General features: G+C 59.6%; 14 protein-coding genes. 7 read left to right on the forward strand and 7 right to left on the reverse strand.

Going from position 1 to position 18714, the window contains the following annotated elements; genetic code table 11:
- Positions 1 to 64: 64 nt before the first annotated feature.
- The 5 genes from H1B37_RS04145 to H1B37_RS04165 form a co-directional block, all read right to left on the reverse strand.
- Complete coding sequence (locus H1B37_RS04145; protein ID WP_182865352.1) at positions 65 to 1363, reverse strand: hemolysin family protein; 1299 nt, start codon at positions 1361 to 1363, stop codon at positions 65 to 67.
- A complete protein-coding gene (locus H1B37_RS04150) occupies positions 1360 to 2733 on the reverse strand; it encodes a hemolysin family protein (RefSeq protein WP_182865353.1) in 1374 nt (457 codons plus the stop codon). The genes H1B37_RS04145 and H1B37_RS04150 overlap by 4 nt, the downstream gene beginning before the upstream one ends.
- Before the next feature lie 60 nt (positions 2734 to 2793).
- Positions 2794 to 2961 carry a hypothetical protein gene (locus tag H1B37_RS04155; RefSeq protein WP_182865354.1) on the reverse strand — a complete coding sequence of 56 codons (168 nt, stop codon included), beginning with the start codon at positions 2959 to 2961 and terminating at the stop codon, positions 2794 to 2796.
- 82 nt (positions 2962 to 3043) lie between these two features.
- Positions 3044 to 3310, reverse strand: a complete 267-nt coding sequence (locus tag H1B37_RS04160) for a hypothetical protein (protein ID WP_182865355.1) — start codon at positions 3308 to 3310, stop codon at positions 3044 to 3046.
- Positions 3311 to 3458: 148 nt separating this feature from the next.
- Complete coding sequence (locus tag H1B37_RS04165; RefSeq protein WP_182865356.1) at positions 3459 to 6176, reverse strand: cation-translocating P-type ATPase; 2718 nt, start codon at positions 6174 to 6176, stop codon at positions 3459 to 3461.
- Positions 6177 to 6663: 487 nt separating this feature from the next.
- Between H1B37_RS04165 and H1B37_RS04170 the strand changes: the two genes are divergently transcribed.
- From H1B37_RS04170 to H1B37_RS04200, 7 genes are all read left to right on the forward strand, one after another.
- On the forward strand, positions 6664 to 7218 hold the full coding sequence (locus tag H1B37_RS04170) for a rhodanese-like domain-containing protein (RefSeq protein WP_182865357.1): 555 nt from the start codon (positions 6664 to 6666) through the stop codon (positions 7216 to 7218).
- Positions 7206 to 8030, forward strand: a complete 825-nt coding sequence (locus tag H1B37_RS04175; RefSeq protein ID WP_182865358.1) for a sulfite exporter TauE/SafE family protein — start codon at positions 7206 to 7208, stop codon at positions 8028 to 8030. Before H1B37_RS04170 ends, H1B37_RS04175 begins: the two co-directional genes overlap by 13 nt.
- 33 nt (positions 8031 to 8063) lie before the next feature.
- Positions 8064 to 9488 carry an MBL fold metallo-hydrolase gene (locus tag H1B37_RS04180; protein ID WP_182865359.1) on the forward strand — a complete coding sequence of 475 codons (1425 nt, stop codon included), beginning with the start codon at positions 8064 to 8066 and terminating at the stop codon, positions 9486 to 9488.
- A gap of 166 nt (positions 9489 to 9654) precedes the next feature.
- Entirely contained in the window at positions 9655 to 10599 is a 945-nt protein-coding gene (locus tag H1B37_RS04185) for a cytochrome-c peroxidase (RefSeq protein ID WP_286177393.1), read from the forward strand.
- A 48-nt stretch (positions 10600 to 10647) separates the two neighbouring features.
- Entirely contained in the window at positions 10648 to 11112 is a 465-nt protein-coding gene (locus H1B37_RS04190) for a bacterioferritin (RefSeq protein ID WP_182865361.1), read from the forward strand.
- 239 nt (positions 11113 to 11351) lie between these two features.
- Positions 11352 to 13166 (forward strand): C45 family autoproteolytic acyltransferase/hydrolase, encoded by a 1815-nt coding sequence (locus H1B37_RS04195; protein ID WP_353620772.1) that lies wholly within the window; start codon positions 11352 to 11354, stop codon positions 13164 to 13166.
- Between the two features lie 61 nt (positions 13167 to 13227).
- Positions 13228 to 14760: a PAS domain-containing sensor histidine kinase gene (locus H1B37_RS04200; RefSeq protein WP_182865362.1), complete on the forward strand. Its 1533-nt coding sequence runs from the start codon at positions 13228 to 13230 to the stop codon at positions 14758 to 14760.
- Positions 14761 to 14848: 88 nt separating this feature from the next.
- On the opposite strand, the gene H1B37_RS04205 is transcribed toward H1B37_RS04200, so the two are convergent.
- Together H1B37_RS04205 and H1B37_RS04210 are read right to left on the reverse strand one after the other, a co-directional pair.
- Entirely contained in the window at positions 14849 to 16915 is a 2067-nt protein-coding gene (locus H1B37_RS04205; protein WP_182865363.1) for a methyl-accepting chemotaxis protein, read from the reverse strand.
- Positions 16912 to 18672, reverse strand: a complete 1761-nt coding sequence (locus H1B37_RS04210) for an ABC transporter substrate-binding protein (protein ID WP_182865364.1) — start codon at positions 18670 to 18672, stop codon at positions 16912 to 16914. The genes H1B37_RS04205 and H1B37_RS04210 overlap by 4 nt, the downstream gene beginning before the upstream one ends.
- Positions 18673 to 18714: the final 42 nt, after the last annotated feature.

Raw genomic sequence — 18714 nt, forward strand, 5'->3', positions numbered from 1 at the left:
TTAGGCGGCAAAGACTTCGGCCGCGTCCCCTTCGGGTAGCGGTTCTTGATTGGATTCATACATGTCATTTCCTCCGATCAACTTCCCCAAACGATTCCCGTGTGACTTTGACGGTTCGAACCGAAGTTTCCGATGCTTCTTCGACTGTGAATCGGTAGCCGCCTTCGACGACGGAATCACCCGGTTTGGCCAGATGACGCAACCGAGCGACCACCATGCCACCGACGGTGTGGAATTCGGTGGCGGGCAGATCAAGCCCTAAGACATCGTTCACTTCGTGAATGGTGAGCCGGCCATCCATCAGGTAGGAGTCTTCGGACAGTTGCTGACATCTGCGGGCTTTTCGTGATGATGGTTCCGCGTAGTCGTTTCCGACTTCGATCTCTCCGACGACGGTCTCCACGACGTCTTCCAGGGTGATCATGCCGATCGTCGAACCGTACTCGTCGACCACGATCGCCATTTTGTCATCGCGATCGCGGAGCGTGGTCAGCATTTCCTCAAGCGGGTCGTGCGGGGAGACGTACTGGGCAGGTTTGATGTGGTCTGAAAGCGGTTTTGCCAGTGTGTCCGGATCGAGCAGGTCCCAGGCGGAAAGAGTCACGATTCCGACGACGTTGTTGGTGTCGCCCTGATAGGCCGGCAGCCGATGGAAGCCGCGGCGGCGGACCAGTTGGATGGCATCGGCAGTCGATTTTTCGTTGTCGATCGCCACCATGTCGGCCACGGGGATCATTTGCTGACCGACAGTTGTTTCGGAAAAGCGAATCGCGCGCTCGATTCGAAAACGGTCAAAGACGGTGGTGTCCGAGGCCCGGTCGGCCATTTCGATGACGCTGCGCAGTTGATCGCGTGTGATAAACAGATGGTGCGAGGTCGCGCCGCCGCCGGCAAGCCAAGCGGCAGCGCGTGCGATTTTCGAAAACACATAGACGATCGGCGCAAAGATCCAGGCAAACGCGTTGAGGGGAAAGACGACGACCGGCGCGATCCGGTCGGATTCCTGTTGATAAATACTCTTGGGGACGATCTCACCGAGGATCAGCAGCAGCGGCGTGAAGAACACGAACGCATACAGGTCCCCCCACCGATTGCCGAAAAAGTGGATGAACATCAACGTCCCCAGCGTGGTCAGCACGACCGTTGAGATGTTGGTCCCGATCAGCGTCGTCGTCAGTAGTTTTTCAGGCCGTTTGAACAATTGCACCACGCGGTGCGCGCCGCGGTTGCCCTGCTTGGCCCGGTGGGACAATTTGATCTTGTCGGCGTTGACCAGGGCGATTTCCGATCCAGAGAAAAACCCTTTCAGCAACAGCATCACGATCATCACCGGGATGATCCAGGCCAGGTCCAACGTGCTCATTCGGTTGCTCCTGTCGCCGGTACCTCGGGGGCCGCTTCGGAGCGGCAGACACGGACGCGGGCGATTCGGTGCGAGTCCATCTCCAGCACGTTGATGGCGACGCCATCAACGACCACCTGGTCGCCGACGCAGGGCAGTCGATCGATGTGTCGAAACGCGACACCGCCGATCGTGGTCATGCGGGGATCGTGCAGATCAAAGTTGGTCACGCGGTCAAGTTCACCTAGTTTTGTGTCACCGGGGCAATCGAAAGTCCCCGGGCCGATTGGGATGATTCGCTGCGGGGCGTGTGTCCGGTGCGTCAGTGAACCGAAAATGGAACGCAGCACGTCGTTGACAGTGATGAATCCGGCCACGCCACCGAACTCGTTCAACACCGCGGCGGCACTGGCTTTGCTTTTGACGAAGAAGTCGAACATTTCATCGACCGTCTTCGTCAAGGGCACGACGATCGGCGGTCGGACGATGTCCTCCAGCTTCAACGTCGAAAAATCGGCCCCGTCCAGATGCAGCCGAACCACATCCTCGTCGTGCAGGAACCCGATCAGATTGTCGCGGTGTTGGCGATACACCGGGACGCGGGAATGACGTTCCTGGCGAAATTGTTTGATCACCTCCGCCACCCCCAGATCGGCATTCAAGAAAAACGTGCTGGTGCGAGGCGTCATGATTTTGACGATCTCGGTGGCGCCGGCGGACAACAGGTTATTGACCAGTGTCCGCGCGGTGACGTTCAGCTTGCCCGTCTCGGCCACGTCTTCGATCACGCTGCGGAATTCATCGATCTGCAGGATGTTGGATGCTTCGCGTTGCGGTCCGACGATCCACGTCGTGATACGGTCGGAGATGATGCGCACCACCCAGCGGACCGGCCCGATCACCCGTACCCAGCGCCACAGCGGGCCGGCGATCAGCCCGGCACTGATCCGCCGCGGATTGGTCACGGCAATGGTTTTGGGCGTCACTTCGCCGACCAACAGCAACAACGGGAACATCACCAGCACGGAAATCCAGCCGGCTTTGGCTTGGCCGTAAAGGGCGACCAGAATCCCGGTCATGTTGGCCACGGCGGCGATGTTGACCAGTTCATTGCCGCACAGGATCGAAACGATCAAGCGTCGCGGTTCGTCCAGCAATGCTTGCAGTTTTTCGGCGTGCCGATGGCGTGTTTGACGCAGTTGCTGGAAATCCACGTGCGAGAGCGAAAACAACGCGGTCTCGGAACCGGAAAAGAAGGCGGAACCGCACAGCAATAGCAACTGAATCAGGTAGCGGAGCAGCATGTCCGTCTGGAAGACTTGCGCGGTGTCCACGGCGAAGTAGTCGACGATCGCGTGCCAAGCCGTGATGGCGGAGTTCAGTGCGAGCATGGTTTGGCGCCCTCGTCGGTCGCCGGAGTGCTACGAGGCGAGTTGTTCGCTGGACAGGAATTAAGACACCGCCGTGACTTTGCCCAGGGCGATCAACACGTCATCGGGCCGGAACACGGTCATGTACGACGAATCCAACAACGACCAACCCTGCACCAACCGGAACCATCCGACACCGACCAGCGTCAGAATCACGAGCACGGTGATGATCCGAGCCAGTCGATGCATCGATTCGGGATGGTGACGAGCACTTACTTCCAGACGGTGTGTCGGCGTTTCCTTCAGCATACGCTTTGACGCCGACGTTCGCTCAGAGGGCCTTGCGTATCCGTTTGAATCCTTCACGGATTTCGCCGCCGACCATCTTGAACGAATCCCAGACCTCTTCGGCGGTTTCTTCGACCGCATCCTTCAGCGGATCATAGCGATGGCTCAATTCATCGAGTTGATCAGCCAGTAGCTGCCATTCCTGTTGCAATTCCATCTTACCCAGATGGACCTTCAGCTTGAGTTCGTCCCGATCTTGTTTGAGCCCCTGGATCAACTGGGCAATGGCTTGGCTTTTCGGCGTGGACATTGTTTCTCTCGGGTTGAAAAGAAAGGGGGGAAGCGGCCATCGGACCGGCGCCCCTTCCAGCGTGCACGATTCATGCCAATGGTGATTCGTCGGCGGGCGCGAGCGCTGACTCGATCAATGCGTCGACTCCATCAACAAGTCGACTCCATCAACAGGCCGCTTGGTCGCCGGGAAAGCGTTTCCTCCAACTCCATTTGTGCAGTTCCATCACGGGAAGGATCGTCAGCGACAACAGGATCAGGATTCCCCACTGGTTTGCGTCGATCGGCTGGGCGCCCAAGACGTACCGGCCCAGCGGCGTGTGCATCGCAGCGAGGTGGATGCAGAAAGCCGTGATCGCGCCGGCCAACAAGATGGGGCTTCGCAGCGGTGACATCACCAGGGCCGATTTCGTTTCCGAACGGCAGTTGCCGATATGGACGTTTTCGAACAACACCATCAACAACAGCAACGTGTTTCGGGCCGCTGCGACGTCCGCCTCGGTCGCCGCGTCGGGCAGGAACCAGCGAAACGTACCGAATCCGATCACGCCCATCGTGACCGCCGCGATCGCCGTCCGTTCGATCATCAGCCGGTTAAAGATTCGCTCCTTGGGTGAACGGGGGTGTCGCGACAGCACGCCCCCTTCATTGGGCTCGAATGCCAAGGCGACGTCCTGAATGCCGTTGGTGACCAGATTCAACCACAGGATTTGGACCGGCATCAGCGGCAAGTACGGCGTGCCGGTGCCCACGGCCAAGGCCATCAGGACCAATTCGGCCGCACCGGTAGAGATCAGCAGATAGATCACCTTGCGGATGTTGTCGTAGGCGACGCGGCCCTCTTCGATGCCGGCAATGATGGTGGCGAAGTTGTCGTCGCTGATGACCAGTTCGCCGGCTTCACGGGCGACATCGGTGCCGCTTTTGCCCATCGCGACGCCGACGTTTGCCGCCTGGAGCGCGGGGGCGTCGTTGACACCGTCGCCGGTGACGGCGACGAAATGTCCCGCCCGGCGGGCGGCGTTGACGATCTCCAACTTTTGTCGCGGCGCGACTCGGGCAAAGACACGGATGTGACGAATGATCTCGGGCAGTTCGGCCGCCGTTTTTTCCTGCAATGCCCCTCCCGTGATCACTTGGTTTTCGTCGTCAGCCAACCCCAGGTCGCGGGCGATCGCCAACGCCGTCACGCGATGGTCGCCGGTGATCATCGCAACCGAAACACCGGCTCGGGCGCACGACCGCACCGCGTCTTTCACTCCCGACCGGAGCGGGTCGATCATGCCGACAAAGCCCAGGAAACGCAATTCAGATGGCGGCGAGGGGACCTGGTCGGAACCGATGGGCTGGTCCAATCGCTGATCCGCCAGGGCCAGCACGCGATAGCCCCTCGCCGCCATGCCGATCGCCGTTTGATCCCACCGATCGGGTGCGAATTCGCCGCAACTCGCTTCGCTGCACATCGCCAAGACACGTTCCGGAGCGCCCTTGATGAACACCCCGACGCCGCCATCGACACGGTTGAAGGACGCGGCAAATTGATACTCGGGTTCGAACGGAATCTGGTTGACTTGGGGATGGGAATCGAGCGTTGATTCGTGGTTCCAGCCGAGTTTGTGAGCAAAGGACAAGAACGCGACGTCGACCGCATCGCCATGCCACGTCCAAGATCCGTTGCGTTGATGCAGGTCTGCTTCGTTGCACAGGATTCCCGCTCGCGCCAACCATCCCAGCTGCTCGTGGCATCCCGGCTGAAGCGGTTTGCCGTCTTTCAGGATTTCGCCAACAGGCCGAAACCCTTCGCCGGTGACTTCAAAGGTTTCGCCATCGGGCAAGCAGACCTGGCGAACGGTCAACTCATTGCAGGTCAGCGTTCCGGTTTTGTCGGTGGCGATCAGCGTGCAGCTTCCCAGGCCCTCGACAGCGGTCAGCCGTCTGACGATCAACCCGCGACCGGCCATCCGCGTCGTCGCAATCGCGAGCGCGACGGTCATCGCCACCGGCAGCCCCTCGGGGATCGCCGAAACCGCCAGGGCGACGGCGAACATGAACATCGTCGTCGCCGAATAGCCGCCCAGGACGACCCCCAAGGCACCGATCACTGTCGCCGCGACCAGCACGGCGACGGCGATCACCCGCGTGAAGCGTTCCATCCGTTCCAACAACGGCGGACGCCCACCGCTTTCGCCCATCACGTCCATCGCCAGTTGGCCGACGCCGGTCGCCATCCCCGTCGCAACCACCAACCCCTTGGCACGCCCACGGGTGATCACCGAACCGGCGAAAACCATGTTCATCCGATCGGCCACCGGCGTCGCTTCGCCGCCGATCCAATCAGGGTCTTTCGCTACCGGCAACGACTCCCCGGTCAACAGCGACTCGTCCGATTCCAACCCGTGGGCCGAAACGAGTCGAATGTCCGCCGGAACTCGGTTGCCCGATTCCATCCAGACAATGTCACCCGGAACCACCTCCTCAGCGGGCACTTCGCGGACGTCGCCGTCGCGATGCACCGAGGCGCGAATCTGCAGCAACTTCTTCAGCGCCTGGCTACTCTGTTCGGCCTTCCATTCTTGAAACGAACCGATCACGGCATTGAGCACCAGCACGCCGGCAATGAACGCCGCGTCCTTGACGTCGCCCAGAGCCACCGAGACCAACGCTGCCAAGGCCAGGATGTAGATCAACGGGCTGCGGAACTGCCGTAAAATGATCGCCCACAACGGTGTCGGCGGACGCCGCGGAAGATCGTTCCGGCCGTACTCGACCAACCGCGCCGCCGCCTCGGTTTCACTCAGCCCGTGCACGCCGACGTCCAACTTCCGGGCGACCGAGTCCAAGTCCAGTGCGTGCCAATCCGCAGATGCCTGTGGGCGATGATCCATGGTTGCCGGCCAGCCGAACTCCTGAAGCGAGCGTCCCGTTTAGCGATCGAACGTCATTGTCGATCCGGCACCAGTCTACGCGAAACGCGGCATGCGGTTTGCCACAAATTGAAACCGGAGACGCCGGTGACACTGCGCCCAATCGCACATCTGAGCGGCGGCCGGCGGTGTGGCAGTCCGCCGCTGGGCGGATACGCACGCGGCACGTTCCATCACGGGAAACCTTCTAACACCGGCAGCGCTCTACGATCGCTCCACCGAGCGACAACGGCGGTACAGAAAACGAAGCTTCCGGCAAAACAGACTCATTGACACCTCGCGAGGTGACGATATATTGAAGTATCAGCTCGGCAGCGGAATGTTAGGCCGACGCCGCGTCGGGCGGCACAGGAACGCCCATGGCCGCAATGCCTGGTAAGCAATTGACTCGCCATCTCGCGAGCCGACGAAGTATTTATAACGAACGTCAAACCGACGGGAGAATCGAATGCAGAGCATCAACGTCAAGCGATTGGCCGAGTTGCGGCGTGGGGCGGAAATCGAGCTGATCGACGTCCGCATGCCGACCGAGTATCGTGAGGTCCACGCGGAGTGCGCCCGCAATGTTCCTCTGGAATCACTCGATCCGCAGCGTGTGATGGCGGAGCGCAACGGACAGGGCACCCAGCCGCTGTACGTCATCTGCCGCGGGGGGACACGTTCGTCACAGGCATGCCAGCGGTTCATTGACGCGGGGCATGAGAACGTGGTCAACGTCGAGGGCGGCACGCTGGCCTGGGACAAAGCGGGGTTGCCCGTCGTCCGCGGCAAGAAGTCGCTGTCGCTGCAACAACAGATGCAAATCACTGCGGGGACGTTGACGGTGCTGGGAGTCGTCTTGGCGCAGCTGGTTCACCCTTCCTTCATCGCGCTCTCGGGGTTCATCGGTGCGGGACTGATCTTTGCCGGTATCAGCGGATACTGCCCGATGTCATCGATGATCGCCCGGATGCCATGGAATCAGTGCGGCGACGGAGGTTGTGAAGGGTCATGTTCGGCCTAGCGGTCCTGTTTGGCTGTGTCGTCGGCTTTGCGTTGGGAATGACCGGTGGCGGCGGCGGCGTGTTCGCGGTGCCGCTGTTGGTCTACGGATTGGCGGTCCCGCCGCGTGAGGCGGTCGGGATTTCGCTGGCCGCGGTCGGCGGCACGGCGTTGTTTGGCGCGCTGCCGCGATTGATTCGCGGCGAGGTTGAATTGCGGACGGGGTTGTTATTTGCCATCGCCGGCATGCTGGGAGCCCCCGCGGGCGCCGCTCTGTCAAAGCGTGTCCCCGAGCAGGTGTTGTTGGTGATGTTTGCACTGCTGATGTTTGTCGTCGCGTTTCGGATGTGGACCAAAGCCAGGAACCCAAACGTTGCCAGCGGTGTTTGTGTGACGGAAAGCGAACCGGGGGCAGATCGAAGTGCGTGTCAGCGCGACGTCGACGGAAAACTGCGTTTGACGTCCCGGTGTGCGCGGTTGTTGGTGTTTGTGGGCATGGTCACGGGAGTGCTGTCGGGCATGTTCGGCGTCGGCGGCGGCTTTGTGATTGTCCCGGCGCTGGTGTTGTTTAGCTCAATGGCGATTCATCAAGCGGTGGGGACATCATTGTTCGTGATCGTCTTGGTCAGCATCAGCGGAGTGGCATCGCACTTGGCCGGCGGAAACGCTCTGTCGCCAAGCACGACGCTCCAGTTTTTTGCCGGAGGTGCCGTCGGCATGTGGTTGGGCGGCGTGGTCGCCGGACATCTGAAAGGCCCGACGCTTCAAAAACTATTTTCGATCGCGGTCGTGTTGGTCGCGGTCTTTGTGATCATTCAATCGGTGGTGTTGTAGTCCAATCCCGTCACGTTAGGGGAGAAAACGAACATGTTGCTCAAGTATTTTTACGACCAGAAACTTGCCCACGCGTCCTACTTGGTCGGCTGCCAGCGCGGCGGCGTCGCGGTGGTGATCGATCCGGGCCGCGACATCGACCAGTACCTGGCGGCGGCAGAACGAGACGGCGTCAAAGTGGCCGCGGTTGCCGAGACTCATATTCATGCCGACTACGTTTCCGGTGCCCGTGAGCTTGCCGATCGAGTGGGCGCCAAGCTCTACGTTTCCGATGAAGGTCCCGACGATTGGAAGTATCAGTACGTCGATGGATACGACAATCAGCGTTTGCATGACGGAGACCATTTCATGATCGGCAATGTCCGCTTCGACGTCATTCACACGCCCGGCCACACGCCCGAGAGCATCTCGTTCGTCTTGACCGACCAAGGGGGTGGCGCCGATCAACCGATGGGAATTTTCACCGGTGACTTTGTGTTCGTCGGTTCGATCGGTCGGCCCGACCTGCTCGAAGAAGCGGCAGGGATGATGGGGACGGCCCAAGCCGGTGCCCGCGATTTGTTCCATTCGGTCCAGCGGTTCAAGACACTGCCCGACTACTTACAAGTCTGGCCCGCTCACGGTGCCGGCAGTGCGTGCGGCAAGGGACTCGGCGCAATCCCATCGTCGACGGTGGGCTACGAAAAACGATTTAATCCCGCGCTTCAACACAACGACCCGGAACTGTTCGTCAAGTACATCTTGGCCGATCAGCCAGAGGCGCCCAAATACTTTGCCGTCATGAAACGGGTGAACAAAGAGGGGCCACGGATCCTGGGGGCGGGACATCGACACGCGATGCTCGACGTGGCGGGCCTGTCCGATGCGATCGGCTCGGGGACGGTCGTCGATCTGACGCCATCGCCGGAGTATGCCCAGGGACATGTGCCGGGGACGATCAACATCCCTCTTGAGATGCTGGCGACGTGGGCTGGCTGGCTGGTCGATTATGACCGCCCGACCTACCTGATTTGCCAGCCGGATCAATTAGAAGAAGCGGCACGCGTGTTGCAAAAGATCGGCGTCGACGACATCGCCGGCGGGTTTGACGCCGAATCGGTCAAAGCATCCGGCTCGGCGATCGAAACCTACGCCAACGGGTCGTCGGCCGATCTGGTCCACAGCATCGAAACGGGTGACGTGCAAGTGATCGACGTTCGATCCCAGGAGGAATGGAACGGCGGACACATCGAACACGCCAGACATCATTTCCTGGGACGTCTTCCAGAGACGGCAGAGCAACTGCCGCGCGACCAGACGCTGGTCATCCAGTGTCTCGCTGGTGCCCGATCGGCGATCGCGGCAAGTGTCCTGCAAGCGGCGGGTTGGAAAAATGTCATCAACCTTTCCGGCGGGTACAAGGCGTGGAAAGCGGACGGCTATCCAAGCGTGAAAGACGAACCGGCGACGGTCGGATAACAAAACATCCCCTTAAACGATGGAAAAACCACTGATGAATGTCACATCAAGGATTCAACGAATCGCGATTGCATGCGGGATCATGTTGGTAGGATCAGTGCGAGCGAATTCGCAAGACCTTCAACCGCTTCCGCCATCCGCCTCCGAGCATAGCGATTCGCCTGAAATGATCGAACTCGGGAAAAAGCTCTATTTTGATCCCCGGCTGTCGGCAACCGGGACGGTTTCGTGCAACACCTGTCACAATCTGATGGAAGGCGGCGACGACGGACGCCCGACGTCGATGGGAGTGGACGGTCTGACCGGGCCGCGTAATGCACCGACCGTTTGGAACTCGGTCTTCCAAGCGTCGCAGTTTTGGGACGGCCGTGCGGCAACGTTGGCAGACCAAGCCAAGGGGCCGATGGTCGCCGATGTCGAGATGGGGATGTCCGGTCATGATCAAGTGATCGATCGAATCAACACGATCCCCGGATACGTCCGCGAATTCGAGATCGTGTTCGGCTCAAACGAGGCGGTCACGATTGAACACGCGGTCAAGGCCATTGCGGCGTTTGAACGCACGCTGATCACACCGAATTCCGCGCTCGACCTGTACCTTTTGGGAAACAAAAATGCGATGAGCGATGTTCAAGTCCGCGGCATGGAACTGTTTGAGTCGATCGGATGCACCGAGTGTCATTCCGGCCCGGCGCTCAACGGGTGGCAGCCCGGCGGCGATGCGGATTTCGCCGAGTTTCCTCGCGTGACCGATTCGCCCTATGTGAAAAAACATGACTTGAGTTCTGATATCGGGCGATCCAACGCGACGGGGGATCGCAGACATGACCATTATTTCAAAACGCCGACTTTGCGGAACATCACACTGACGGCCCCCTATTTGCACAACGGACGTGTCGACTCCCTGTCGGAGGCGATTCGTGTGATGGCCGGTACCCAATTGGACATGGAATTGAGTGACGACGAAGTGAGCGAACTGGTAGCATTCATGACCGCATTGGAGGGCCAGTTTCCAGAGATCACTCTCCCACGCTTGCCCTCTCAATCTGGCGAATCGGTGCTGCGAAACCCGGAAGCCGGCACGGCCGAGGGCAGCGCGGCGGGGCACTGAACGCAAACGCCATTTTTTTATCAACTACCTTGAATTGGAGACAAAAGGATGACAACGACACAGACGATCGAAAACTTGCAAAAAGCTCTGTCGATGGAACTCACCGCAGTGCACCAATACCAGCTTCATGCCTGCGTCCTGGACGACTGGGGGATGGGGCTGTTGGCGACGAAGATGCGAGAAGAGATGCAGGAGGAGCTCGGGCATTCACAGGAGTATCTGGAGCGGATCCTGTTTCTCAGCGGCGAGCCACGGCTGGAGCTTGAAAAACTGCCCGTTCGAGCAGGCTCATTGAAGGAGATGTTTGAAATGGATCTCGCCGACGAAAAGGAAGCGATCGAGTTCTACACGTCGGCATCGTTTCGCGCGATGGACGACCGCGACATCGGGACTCGCCAGCTGTTCGAAAAGATCGCTCTGGATGAAGAGGGGCACATGAGCTGGTTGGAGCTGCAATTGGACTTGCTCGATCGGATGGGCGAACCGGCGTTTATCGCCAAGTACATGGGCTGACAGGCGCTTGATTCGAGAATGATCGTGGATCGCTGTGCGAATGTAGCAACCTTCGCCAGAAGGTGGTTCCCCGGCATTTTCGACGCCGGCATCGAACGTTGCGACGTCAAAGTCCCCGACGAGGCGTCAGAGTGTACAATCGCGTTTTCCGATAGAGATGGATCCGATCATTCAGGAGCGCGATCGTGTTGCAGAGACTCGGTGATGTTTGTCGAACCGCGCGAGCTTGGTTGTGCCGCGTGCCTTCGGCGATTTTGTTTGCGTTTGTGTTGGTGCTGGTATCGAGCCCCACGTTCGGCGCTGATGTCGCGACGACGACCGACCCACTGACGGAGCGGTTACGGCCCTACTTGCAGGTGCTTTCAGGGCAGCAGCAGGAGTTCGAGATCCGCTGTCGGGCAGAGGTTCCGATCGATGGCAACGCCGAAACGATTCAAATTCGTTTGGCGCGTCATGACCGGGATTTATTTGACCTGGATCTGACGCACCGCGACTACGAAGCGCGGATTCGTCACCGCACGGAGGGGACGGCGTTGGCTCTTCCCAAGCACAATGTGGTCTTCGTCGGCCGCGGGCAGGCTGCGGCGGCGGATTCGCTTTCCCCGGCCGGTTTGACACAGCGATTGGTGTCAACGCGAACAACCGTCTCGACGTACCTGCCCCTGCTGGCCTACCCCGATGCATCTGCCGTCACGGCGGCACTGAAATCACTCGCCGGCATCACGTATGACGCGCAAGCGAGTCGGGGGCGTCTGGACGATTCGGCGACGTTCGCCTTTGAAGCCGATGGTTCGTTGGTCGTCCGAACCGACGAGGCGGTCGTCACGCTCGCGATTTCCACCGCAAACGCGACGCCGGCTGGGCTGGACGACTGGCCCGGCATGAAGCATTCGCACGTCCCGCGAGAAGAGTTGGAACGCACGTTGGTTCGTGGGGTCCGGCGGGCCCTGGAAATCTTGTCGCCGTCTAAGGTGTTAACCAGTCCCAGTCAACGTGAGCGGCAAACCGATCATGGGCGATTGCAATGGATCGACGGACATCGTGTCGTGTTGCTCTCCGGTTCGCCTGAGGAAATCGGACGCGCCCACGGCGAATTGCTGGCCGACGAGGCTCAGGCCTGTATCGATTCGGTGCTGCACACCTTCGGCACGGTCCAAACGATTCGCACCGGCCGATGGTTTCGTCATGATTTAGACGCGGCGTTTGCACGTTTGTCGCCACACATCCCGCAGCGCCATCGGATCGAGACGCGTGCGATGGCTCGTGCACTGGGGCTGGATGAAGACCTGATCGATTCGTTAAACGTCTTTCCCGAACTGTTCCACTGCAGCGGCTTTGCGGTCTTTGGCGATGCGACCCGCGATGGAAAGCTGTACCACGGCCGGGTGTTGGATTACATGACCACGATCGGACTGCAAGACGCGGCGACCACCTTCATCGTTGCCGCCGACGGCCAGATCTCCTTTGCCAACGTCGGTTACGCCGGGTTCATCGGCAGCGTCAGCGGCATGAATGCCGAAGCGATCTCGCTGGGTGAGATGGGCGGTGGCGGTGAAGGCCGATGGGACGGGGTGCCGATGGCGACGTTGATGCGACGGGCACTCGAAGAGTGCCGCACGCTGGATGAAGTGATGACGTTGTGGCGCGAGAGCTCACGAACATGTGAGTATTACTATGTGTTTGCCGACGGCAAAACGAATCGTGCGGTGGGCGTGGCCGCCGATCCCGATTCGATCGAGTTCATTCAGCCCGGTCAGGCTGATCCGCGATTGGGCGACGGCATCGGTGATGCTGTCGTGCTGTCGGCCGGGGAGCGTTTGAAAACCTTGCGCGAGCGAGTTCATCAGCAACACGGCCAGATCGATGCCGAGGTGGGCAAATGGCTGATGAGCCGGCCGGTCGCGATGCAGTCCAATCTGCACAACGTGTTGTTTGTTCCCGCCGATCAAGTGATGTACGTCGCCAACGCCGACCACCACCATCCCGCCGCGGATCGACCCTACGTGCGATTGGACCTGCGGGCATTGCTGCATTCGATCGGAGGCCACAATTGAATCCCAACAACCGACAGCGAGTGTGCTTTCAAGCGTGGCGACCCAGAGTCGAATCATGCCGATGAATGAACGAGTCGAGGGAATTGAACTGCCGCGGCCGCGGTCGGCGGAGACGCAAGCCGCCAAGTGGCAACGGGCGCGATCGCGTACCGACGCACACTATCAATCGCAATTGCTGGACAGCGTTCAGGAATCATTGATCGGCACCAACTTGGAGGGCGAGGTGACGTACTGGGGCCGGGGGGCCGAACAGTTGTACGGATATTCGGCCGAGGAGGTGATTGGCAAATCTGTCACCTTCATCGTTCAACCGGACGAGGAGCACGTCGAACGCGAACGCATGCGGCAGGTGTTCGAAACGGGGTCGTGGAAAGGCGTCTACCAGCAACGACGAAAAGACGGCACGATATTCTGGGCATCGACCATCATTTCGTTGGTCACCGATGAATCCGGCAAACCGACGGGGTTTATCGGAATCGATATCGACATCACCGATCAGAAACGGGCCCGCGAGGAACTGGATCAACTGAATCTGGCGATCGAAAATGCGATGCAAGGCATCTCGCGACTCGATCGCGAAGGGCGATTCGTCATGGTCAAACCGCAGTACGCCCAGATGCTGGGGTATCGGCCCGAAGAGCTGCTCGGCCAGTCGTGGACCGTGACGGTCCCGGCGGACAGCGAACCGCTCGCGCGCGAGGGTTACGAAGCAATGTTGCGTGACGGCCGTACGACACTCGAATGCGGTGCACTGCGGAAGGACGGATCGGTTTTCTTCAAACAGTTGCTGTTGGTCAAATCGTACGATGAACTCGGGCGGCACGACGGCCATTACTGTTTCATGAGCGATGTCACCAAACGCAAACAGGCGGAGATTCAGCTGAGAGAAAAAGAATCGCAACTCGCTCACATCTCTCGGCTCTCGACGATGGGTGAATTGGTCGCCGGGATCGCGCACGAGATCAATCAACCGCTATATTCGATCGCCAACTTTGCGGCGGTGGCCGAGAAGAAACTCGAGGCGTTTGACGACCAGTTGGGAGAAAGTTTACGCGAGCTGAATCAATTGATTGCCCAACAGGCGGTTCATGCCGGTGAGATTATCAAGCGACTCCGAGCGTTCGTCGGCAAGACGGACGGCGTGCGGTCACCGCTGGACATGAACGCGGTTGTCCGTGATGCCGTGGCGATTCTGGCTCCACTGGTGCACAGCACGAACGCCTCGATCGGGCTTGAATTGTCTTCGTCGCCCGTGGTGGTTCATGCCGATCGGGTGCAGCTGGAACAGGTGGTCGTCAATCTGGTGCGCAACGCTTTGGAAGCGGTCGCTGATCGTGAGCTTCGCTCGATCACGGTCCGAACCTCGCTGGCGGGATCGACGGTCCAGGTGGCGGTGGAAGACACGGGGACCGGGGTGTCGAAGGATGAGAAAGAAAAGCTGTTCGATGCGTTTTTCACGTCCAAATCAACCGGGCTGGGGATGGGACTGTCGGTCAGCCGAACGATCATCGAAGCTCACGGGGGCCGCATCTGGGCGACCGACCGTCCCGGCGGAGGTTTGATCTTGCAGTTCACGATGATGTCGAGCCTTTAGGCGATTTCCCTTTCGCTGCGAAGCAGCGACCCAAGCGGCTCAAGCCTGGACACCAGCGCCGAGACGCGCACGATGGTTTCCGGTGCAACTAGACCGGCGTCAGCCGCGCCGCCGGGGCGTCTCCGGCCAGCAGTTCAGCCAAGCGTTGCCCGAGCTGGTTCAGGTCACCGGCGGAATGGGCGGTTTGGTGCGTGGCGGCCATGGCTTGCCGGGTCGTTCGGTCGATCTGGTCCATCGAATCGGCGATCTGGTCCATGCTGGTGGCTTGTTGGCTGGAAGCGGTGACGATCCGCGCGGCGACGCGTGATGCTTGGCCGACCATGGTCACTAATTCTTCGATCGTTTGTTCCGCTTTGACGACGACATCGCTGGCATCGCCGACCGATTGGGTCCCCTGTTCGGTGGCCAACACGGCGTGATTGGTGGCATGCTGAATCTCGCTTAGGATTTCGCGGATCTGTCCGGTCGACTGTCGCGCTTGCTGGGCCAGCGATTTGACTTCCGCGGCGACGACCGAGAACCCTTTTCCGGCGTCGCCGGCGCGGGAGGCTTCGATGGCGGCGTTGAGGGCCAGCAGGTTGGTCTGATCGGCGATCTCGTTGACCGTCGTGATGATTTCGCCGATCGCTTGGGCACGTTCGGCCAGCATCAGGATACTGTCGGCGGTGGATTCGACGCGTTCGCGGACGTTGTTCATCGAAACTCGCGTGTCCTCGATCGCCTTCCGTCCCGAGCGTCCGACCTCGTCGGCACGTCGCGACGCCTCGGCGACTTCGTTGGCCAAATGCATGGATTCCTGGGCCGTGCGGGCAGCCTCCTCGACCGCCGCGGAGGTCTGTGTGACGGCGCTGGCCTGTTCTTCGATCCCGGTGGATTGTTGTTTCATTGTCGCGGAGATTTCAGAACTGGCGATCGAGAGGTGATTGACGGTTTCGCGGATCGCTGCGAACAAGCGCGCGCGTTCCTGTTCGTCCTGCTTGCGCCGCGCGATGTCTTGCAAGGTCGCGATGAAGATCGTTTCGCCGGAAAATTCCATCTGCGTCACCCGCAGCGCGATCGGGACGTGGCGGCCCTGTTTGTCCATCCCGTAGGCTTCGCTTTCAGTTCCCGAATGATCCGATCGTGTCTCCCCGGCAGCGCCGGATTCCGGGCCGCGGCCGCGCAGTTGAAAGTTCGGAATGATCGATTTGACGGGTTGTCCACGCAATTCCGATGCCCGGTATTTCAGCAACGATTCACACGCGGCGTTTAGGGATTGGATCCTGCCATCGGCATCGATCGTCAAGATCCCATCGGCGGTCGAGTTGAGGATCGCTTGGGTGCGTTTTTCGGCGACGTCCAGTTTGTCCATCGCCGCGTGCATGTTCCCGATCATGGTGTTAAACGCGAGGGCCAATGCGCCCAATTCGTCTTTGGAATGGACTTCGATGCGTTCATCAAGTGCCTGGCCGATGCTCGCGCTGGAGGCGTGGGCGGCGATTTTGGAGGCCGTGTTTTTAAGTGATTCGATCGGGCCGACGATCATGCGGGTGGTGATGAATCCGAATCCGCCGATCAGCACCGTCGCAATCACGATGGTCAGCGTGAACACCAGGAACGCGTTGTCGGCCAACTGCCCGGCGGCCTGATTGACGGCGTCGGCATCGGCGATGATTGCTTGTTGCCACTGTTGCACCTGGTCGTTGACCACTTGGAACTGATCGCTTTCGGCTCGGATCGCGTTGATAAACGCTTCCTCCCGATACCCGCCCATGACCTTGCCCACCGTGGCGTCTTTGAGGGTGCGGTAGTCTTCCCAGCCGGCACGCAAGTTTTGAAACGCCTCCCGTTCGCGCCTGCTGTTGGTCGAAAGATTCCATCGGGCAAACGTTTGGTCCAACTGTTCGGTCAGCAACCGCTGCTCTTGGTTGAGTTGCTCTTGCAGTTCACGATTGGGCGCCATCACCATCGTCAGCGTCAATTGCCTCAGTTCGCTGAGGGGGTCGGTGATGTTGAGTGCCCCCGTTTGAAATTGCTCGGCCGTCAATCGGACGCGATCGACCGCACCATGGATTTGCTTGTTGGTCAGGATTCCGAAGATGCCCACGGCACAGAAGGCGATCACGGAGATCCCCACCAGCAGCAGGAGTTTGCCCAGTACGCCTCGATTTTTCATGGACTCTCTCCGGCATCGAATTGAATGCGGGTCACCTTCATGGGTGCTTTTCTGGATTGCGGATAGGGGCCGCGTCGTACCGACCAATGTTGGTCCGTCACCTGGATTTTCCAAAGCGGATAACAGGCCATCCGGTACGGTTTGAATCCGACCTCCTTGTTGACGGCAAAGACGTTGTTGGGCGTCGGCACAAACAACATGTAGGCCTGGTCATAGACGTGTTTGACGATTCGGAATGTGATTTCGTCAAACTGGGGATCTTCGACACTGGCCTGAAACATCTGTTCGATGTAACCGTCCAGCACGGGATCGGGGAAAATGGTGCTCCAAACATTGTGCGTCCGATAGACCAGGAACGCGGTGAACGGATGATTGAAGAACCAGTCGTCATTGCCCCAGATCAACAGATCCCACTGGACTTCATTTTGATCCTGGTTGGTGGTCAACAACGGATCAAAGATCTCCTTTTCGCTTTTGACCTCCTCGATGTCTAATTGGACGCCGACGTAACCGAGTTGTGTTTCGATGCCGCGCCACAGGTCCATGTAACGGTTTTGCGTCAGGACTTTCAGACGGAGCCCGTCCAGGAGGCTCTTTAACTGGGCCCGCTTGGCCGGCTGGTAGGGATCCTGCAATTCGGAGTAGGGTTTGATCAGCTGCGTGACCTTGTTCATGCCGGGGAAGTAGGGGGAGGCCTGGGTCGGTGACAGCGTGGCTTCGCGATCGAAGACAAAGTGCCAGAGGTTGCGTTGGTGCAAGGCTTCATTGAGCGCCCGACGCACCTGGACGTCCAACAGTTTCGGGTTCCCGTTGATCAGATTCATGTGAATCGCGATGTTGTTGGTCGTCGGGGAGGTGACGAGTTTGGCGTAGGGCGACAAGATCGTGTCGACTTTGTATTCCGGCGGGATGAAGGCGATGTCCAGATCGCCCTCGGTCTCCAGCACCCGGTCCTTGGCTTGTCGGCTGTCCAGTTCCGTAAAGACGGTGATCGTTTCGACCTTGGGATAACGCGTGTCCCAATAGTACGGGTTGGCTTTCAGCACGGCCTTGGGAGTTTGCCGATCGCCTTCGACGTAGCCTTCGGTCAAGACGTAGGGCCCCAGACCGTACGGTCCGGGCGCGGACAGGTTGGGGCAGGTCGCTTTTCCGTTCCAGCCTTTGATCTTCAAATAGTCATCGCTGTAGAACTGCATCCAAATCAGATCGTTCATGAAACAGCCATACTTTTCGGTCAGGAAAAAGCGGACCGTAAACGGATCGACTTTTTCGCAGCGGTCGAACACCTTGTCGATCTTGCTGTACAGCGTGGGGGCCTTTTTGAACGCATCCATGTTCCTCACCACGGCGTCGGCATCAAACGGCGTTCCGTCCTGGAATTTCACGCCTCGGCGGAGTTTGAATTCGTAGGTGGTGTCGTCGATCTGCGTGTGCGACGTCGCCATGTCGTACTCCCATCCCCGGGCGTTGTCGCTGGGTTTGATCATCGCGCCGTTGATGGCGTGCGAGATGTAGATGTAGGGCAGACTGGGGATAAAGACCTTGACGTGCGAGCCGGGGACCAGCCGGTCGACGAATCGCCGCTCGGCGTCGTCCTCTCGGAGCTGGACCGGGCGAAGGCGTGCAGGGTCGCCGGAATGACGAACGTCTTGGCGGTTCGCCTGGCCGTTGGCGGGAACAATCGGCCCGGCGGTCGCGATCGCCGCGATCAGAATGCACAGTCCTCCCAGACGATTCTCCAACGTTGGGGACCTCATTGGAACACCTTCGGCTCGTGGGACACGCGGCGGCACTCTCTT

This window comes from Stieleria mannarensis, assembly GCF_014154935.1.
GTDB classification, from domain to species: domain Bacteria; phylum Planctomycetota; class Planctomycetia; order Pirellulales; family Pirellulaceae; genus Stieleria; species Stieleria mannarensis.

Excerpts from the sequence above, each read along its gene's own strand:
- H1B37_RS04190 (WP_182865361.1), top strand. The coding sequence starts at position 10,648 with ATGACAACGACACAGACGATCGAAAACTTGCAAAAAGCTCTGTCGATG.
- H1B37_RS04155 (WP_182865354.1), bottom strand. The coding sequence starts at position 2,961 with ATGCATCGACTGGCTCGGATCATCACCGTGCTCGTGATTCTGACGCTG.
- H1B37_RS04175 (WP_182865358.1), top strand. The coding sequence starts at position 7,206 with ATGTTCGGCCTAGCGGTCCTGTTTGGCTGTGTCGTCGGCTTTGCGTTG.
- H1B37_RS04210 (WP_182865364.1), bottom strand. The coding sequence starts at position 18,672 with ATGAGGTCCCCAACGTTGGAGAATCGTCTGGGAGGACTGTGCATTCTG.
- H1B37_RS04145 (WP_182865352.1), bottom strand. The coding sequence starts at position 1,363 with ATGAGCACGTTGGACCTGGCCTGGATCATCCCGGTGATGATCGTGATG.
- H1B37_RS04150 (WP_182865353.1), bottom strand. The coding sequence starts at position 2,733 with ATGCTCGCACTGAACTCCGCCATCACGGCTTGGCACGCGATCGTCGAC.
- H1B37_RS04185 (WP_286177393.1), top strand. The coding sequence starts at position 9,655 with ATGATCGAACTCGGGAAAAAGCTCTATTTTGATCCCCGGCTGTCGGCA.
- H1B37_RS04170 (WP_182865357.1), top strand. The coding sequence starts at position 6,664 with ATGCAGAGCATCAACGTCAAGCGATTGGCCGAGTTGCGGCGTGGGGCG.
- H1B37_RS04205 (WP_182865363.1), bottom strand. The coding sequence starts at position 16,915 with ATGAAAAATCGAGGCGTACTGGGCAAACTCCTGCTGCTGGTGGGGATC.
- H1B37_RS04160 (WP_182865355.1), bottom strand. The coding sequence starts at position 3,310 with ATGTCCACGCCGAAAAGCCAAGCCATTGCCCAGTTGATCCAGGGGCTC.
- H1B37_RS04200 (WP_182865362.1), top strand. The coding sequence starts at position 13,228 with ATGAATGAACGAGTCGAGGGAATTGAACTGCCGCGGCCGCGGTCGGCG.
- H1B37_RS04165 (WP_182865356.1), bottom strand. The coding sequence starts at position 6,176 with ATGGATCATCGCCCACAGGCATCTGCGGATTGGCACGCACTGGACTTG.
- H1B37_RS04180 (WP_182865359.1), top strand. The coding sequence starts at position 8,064 with ATGTTGCTCAAGTATTTTTACGACCAGAAACTTGCCCACGCGTCCTAC.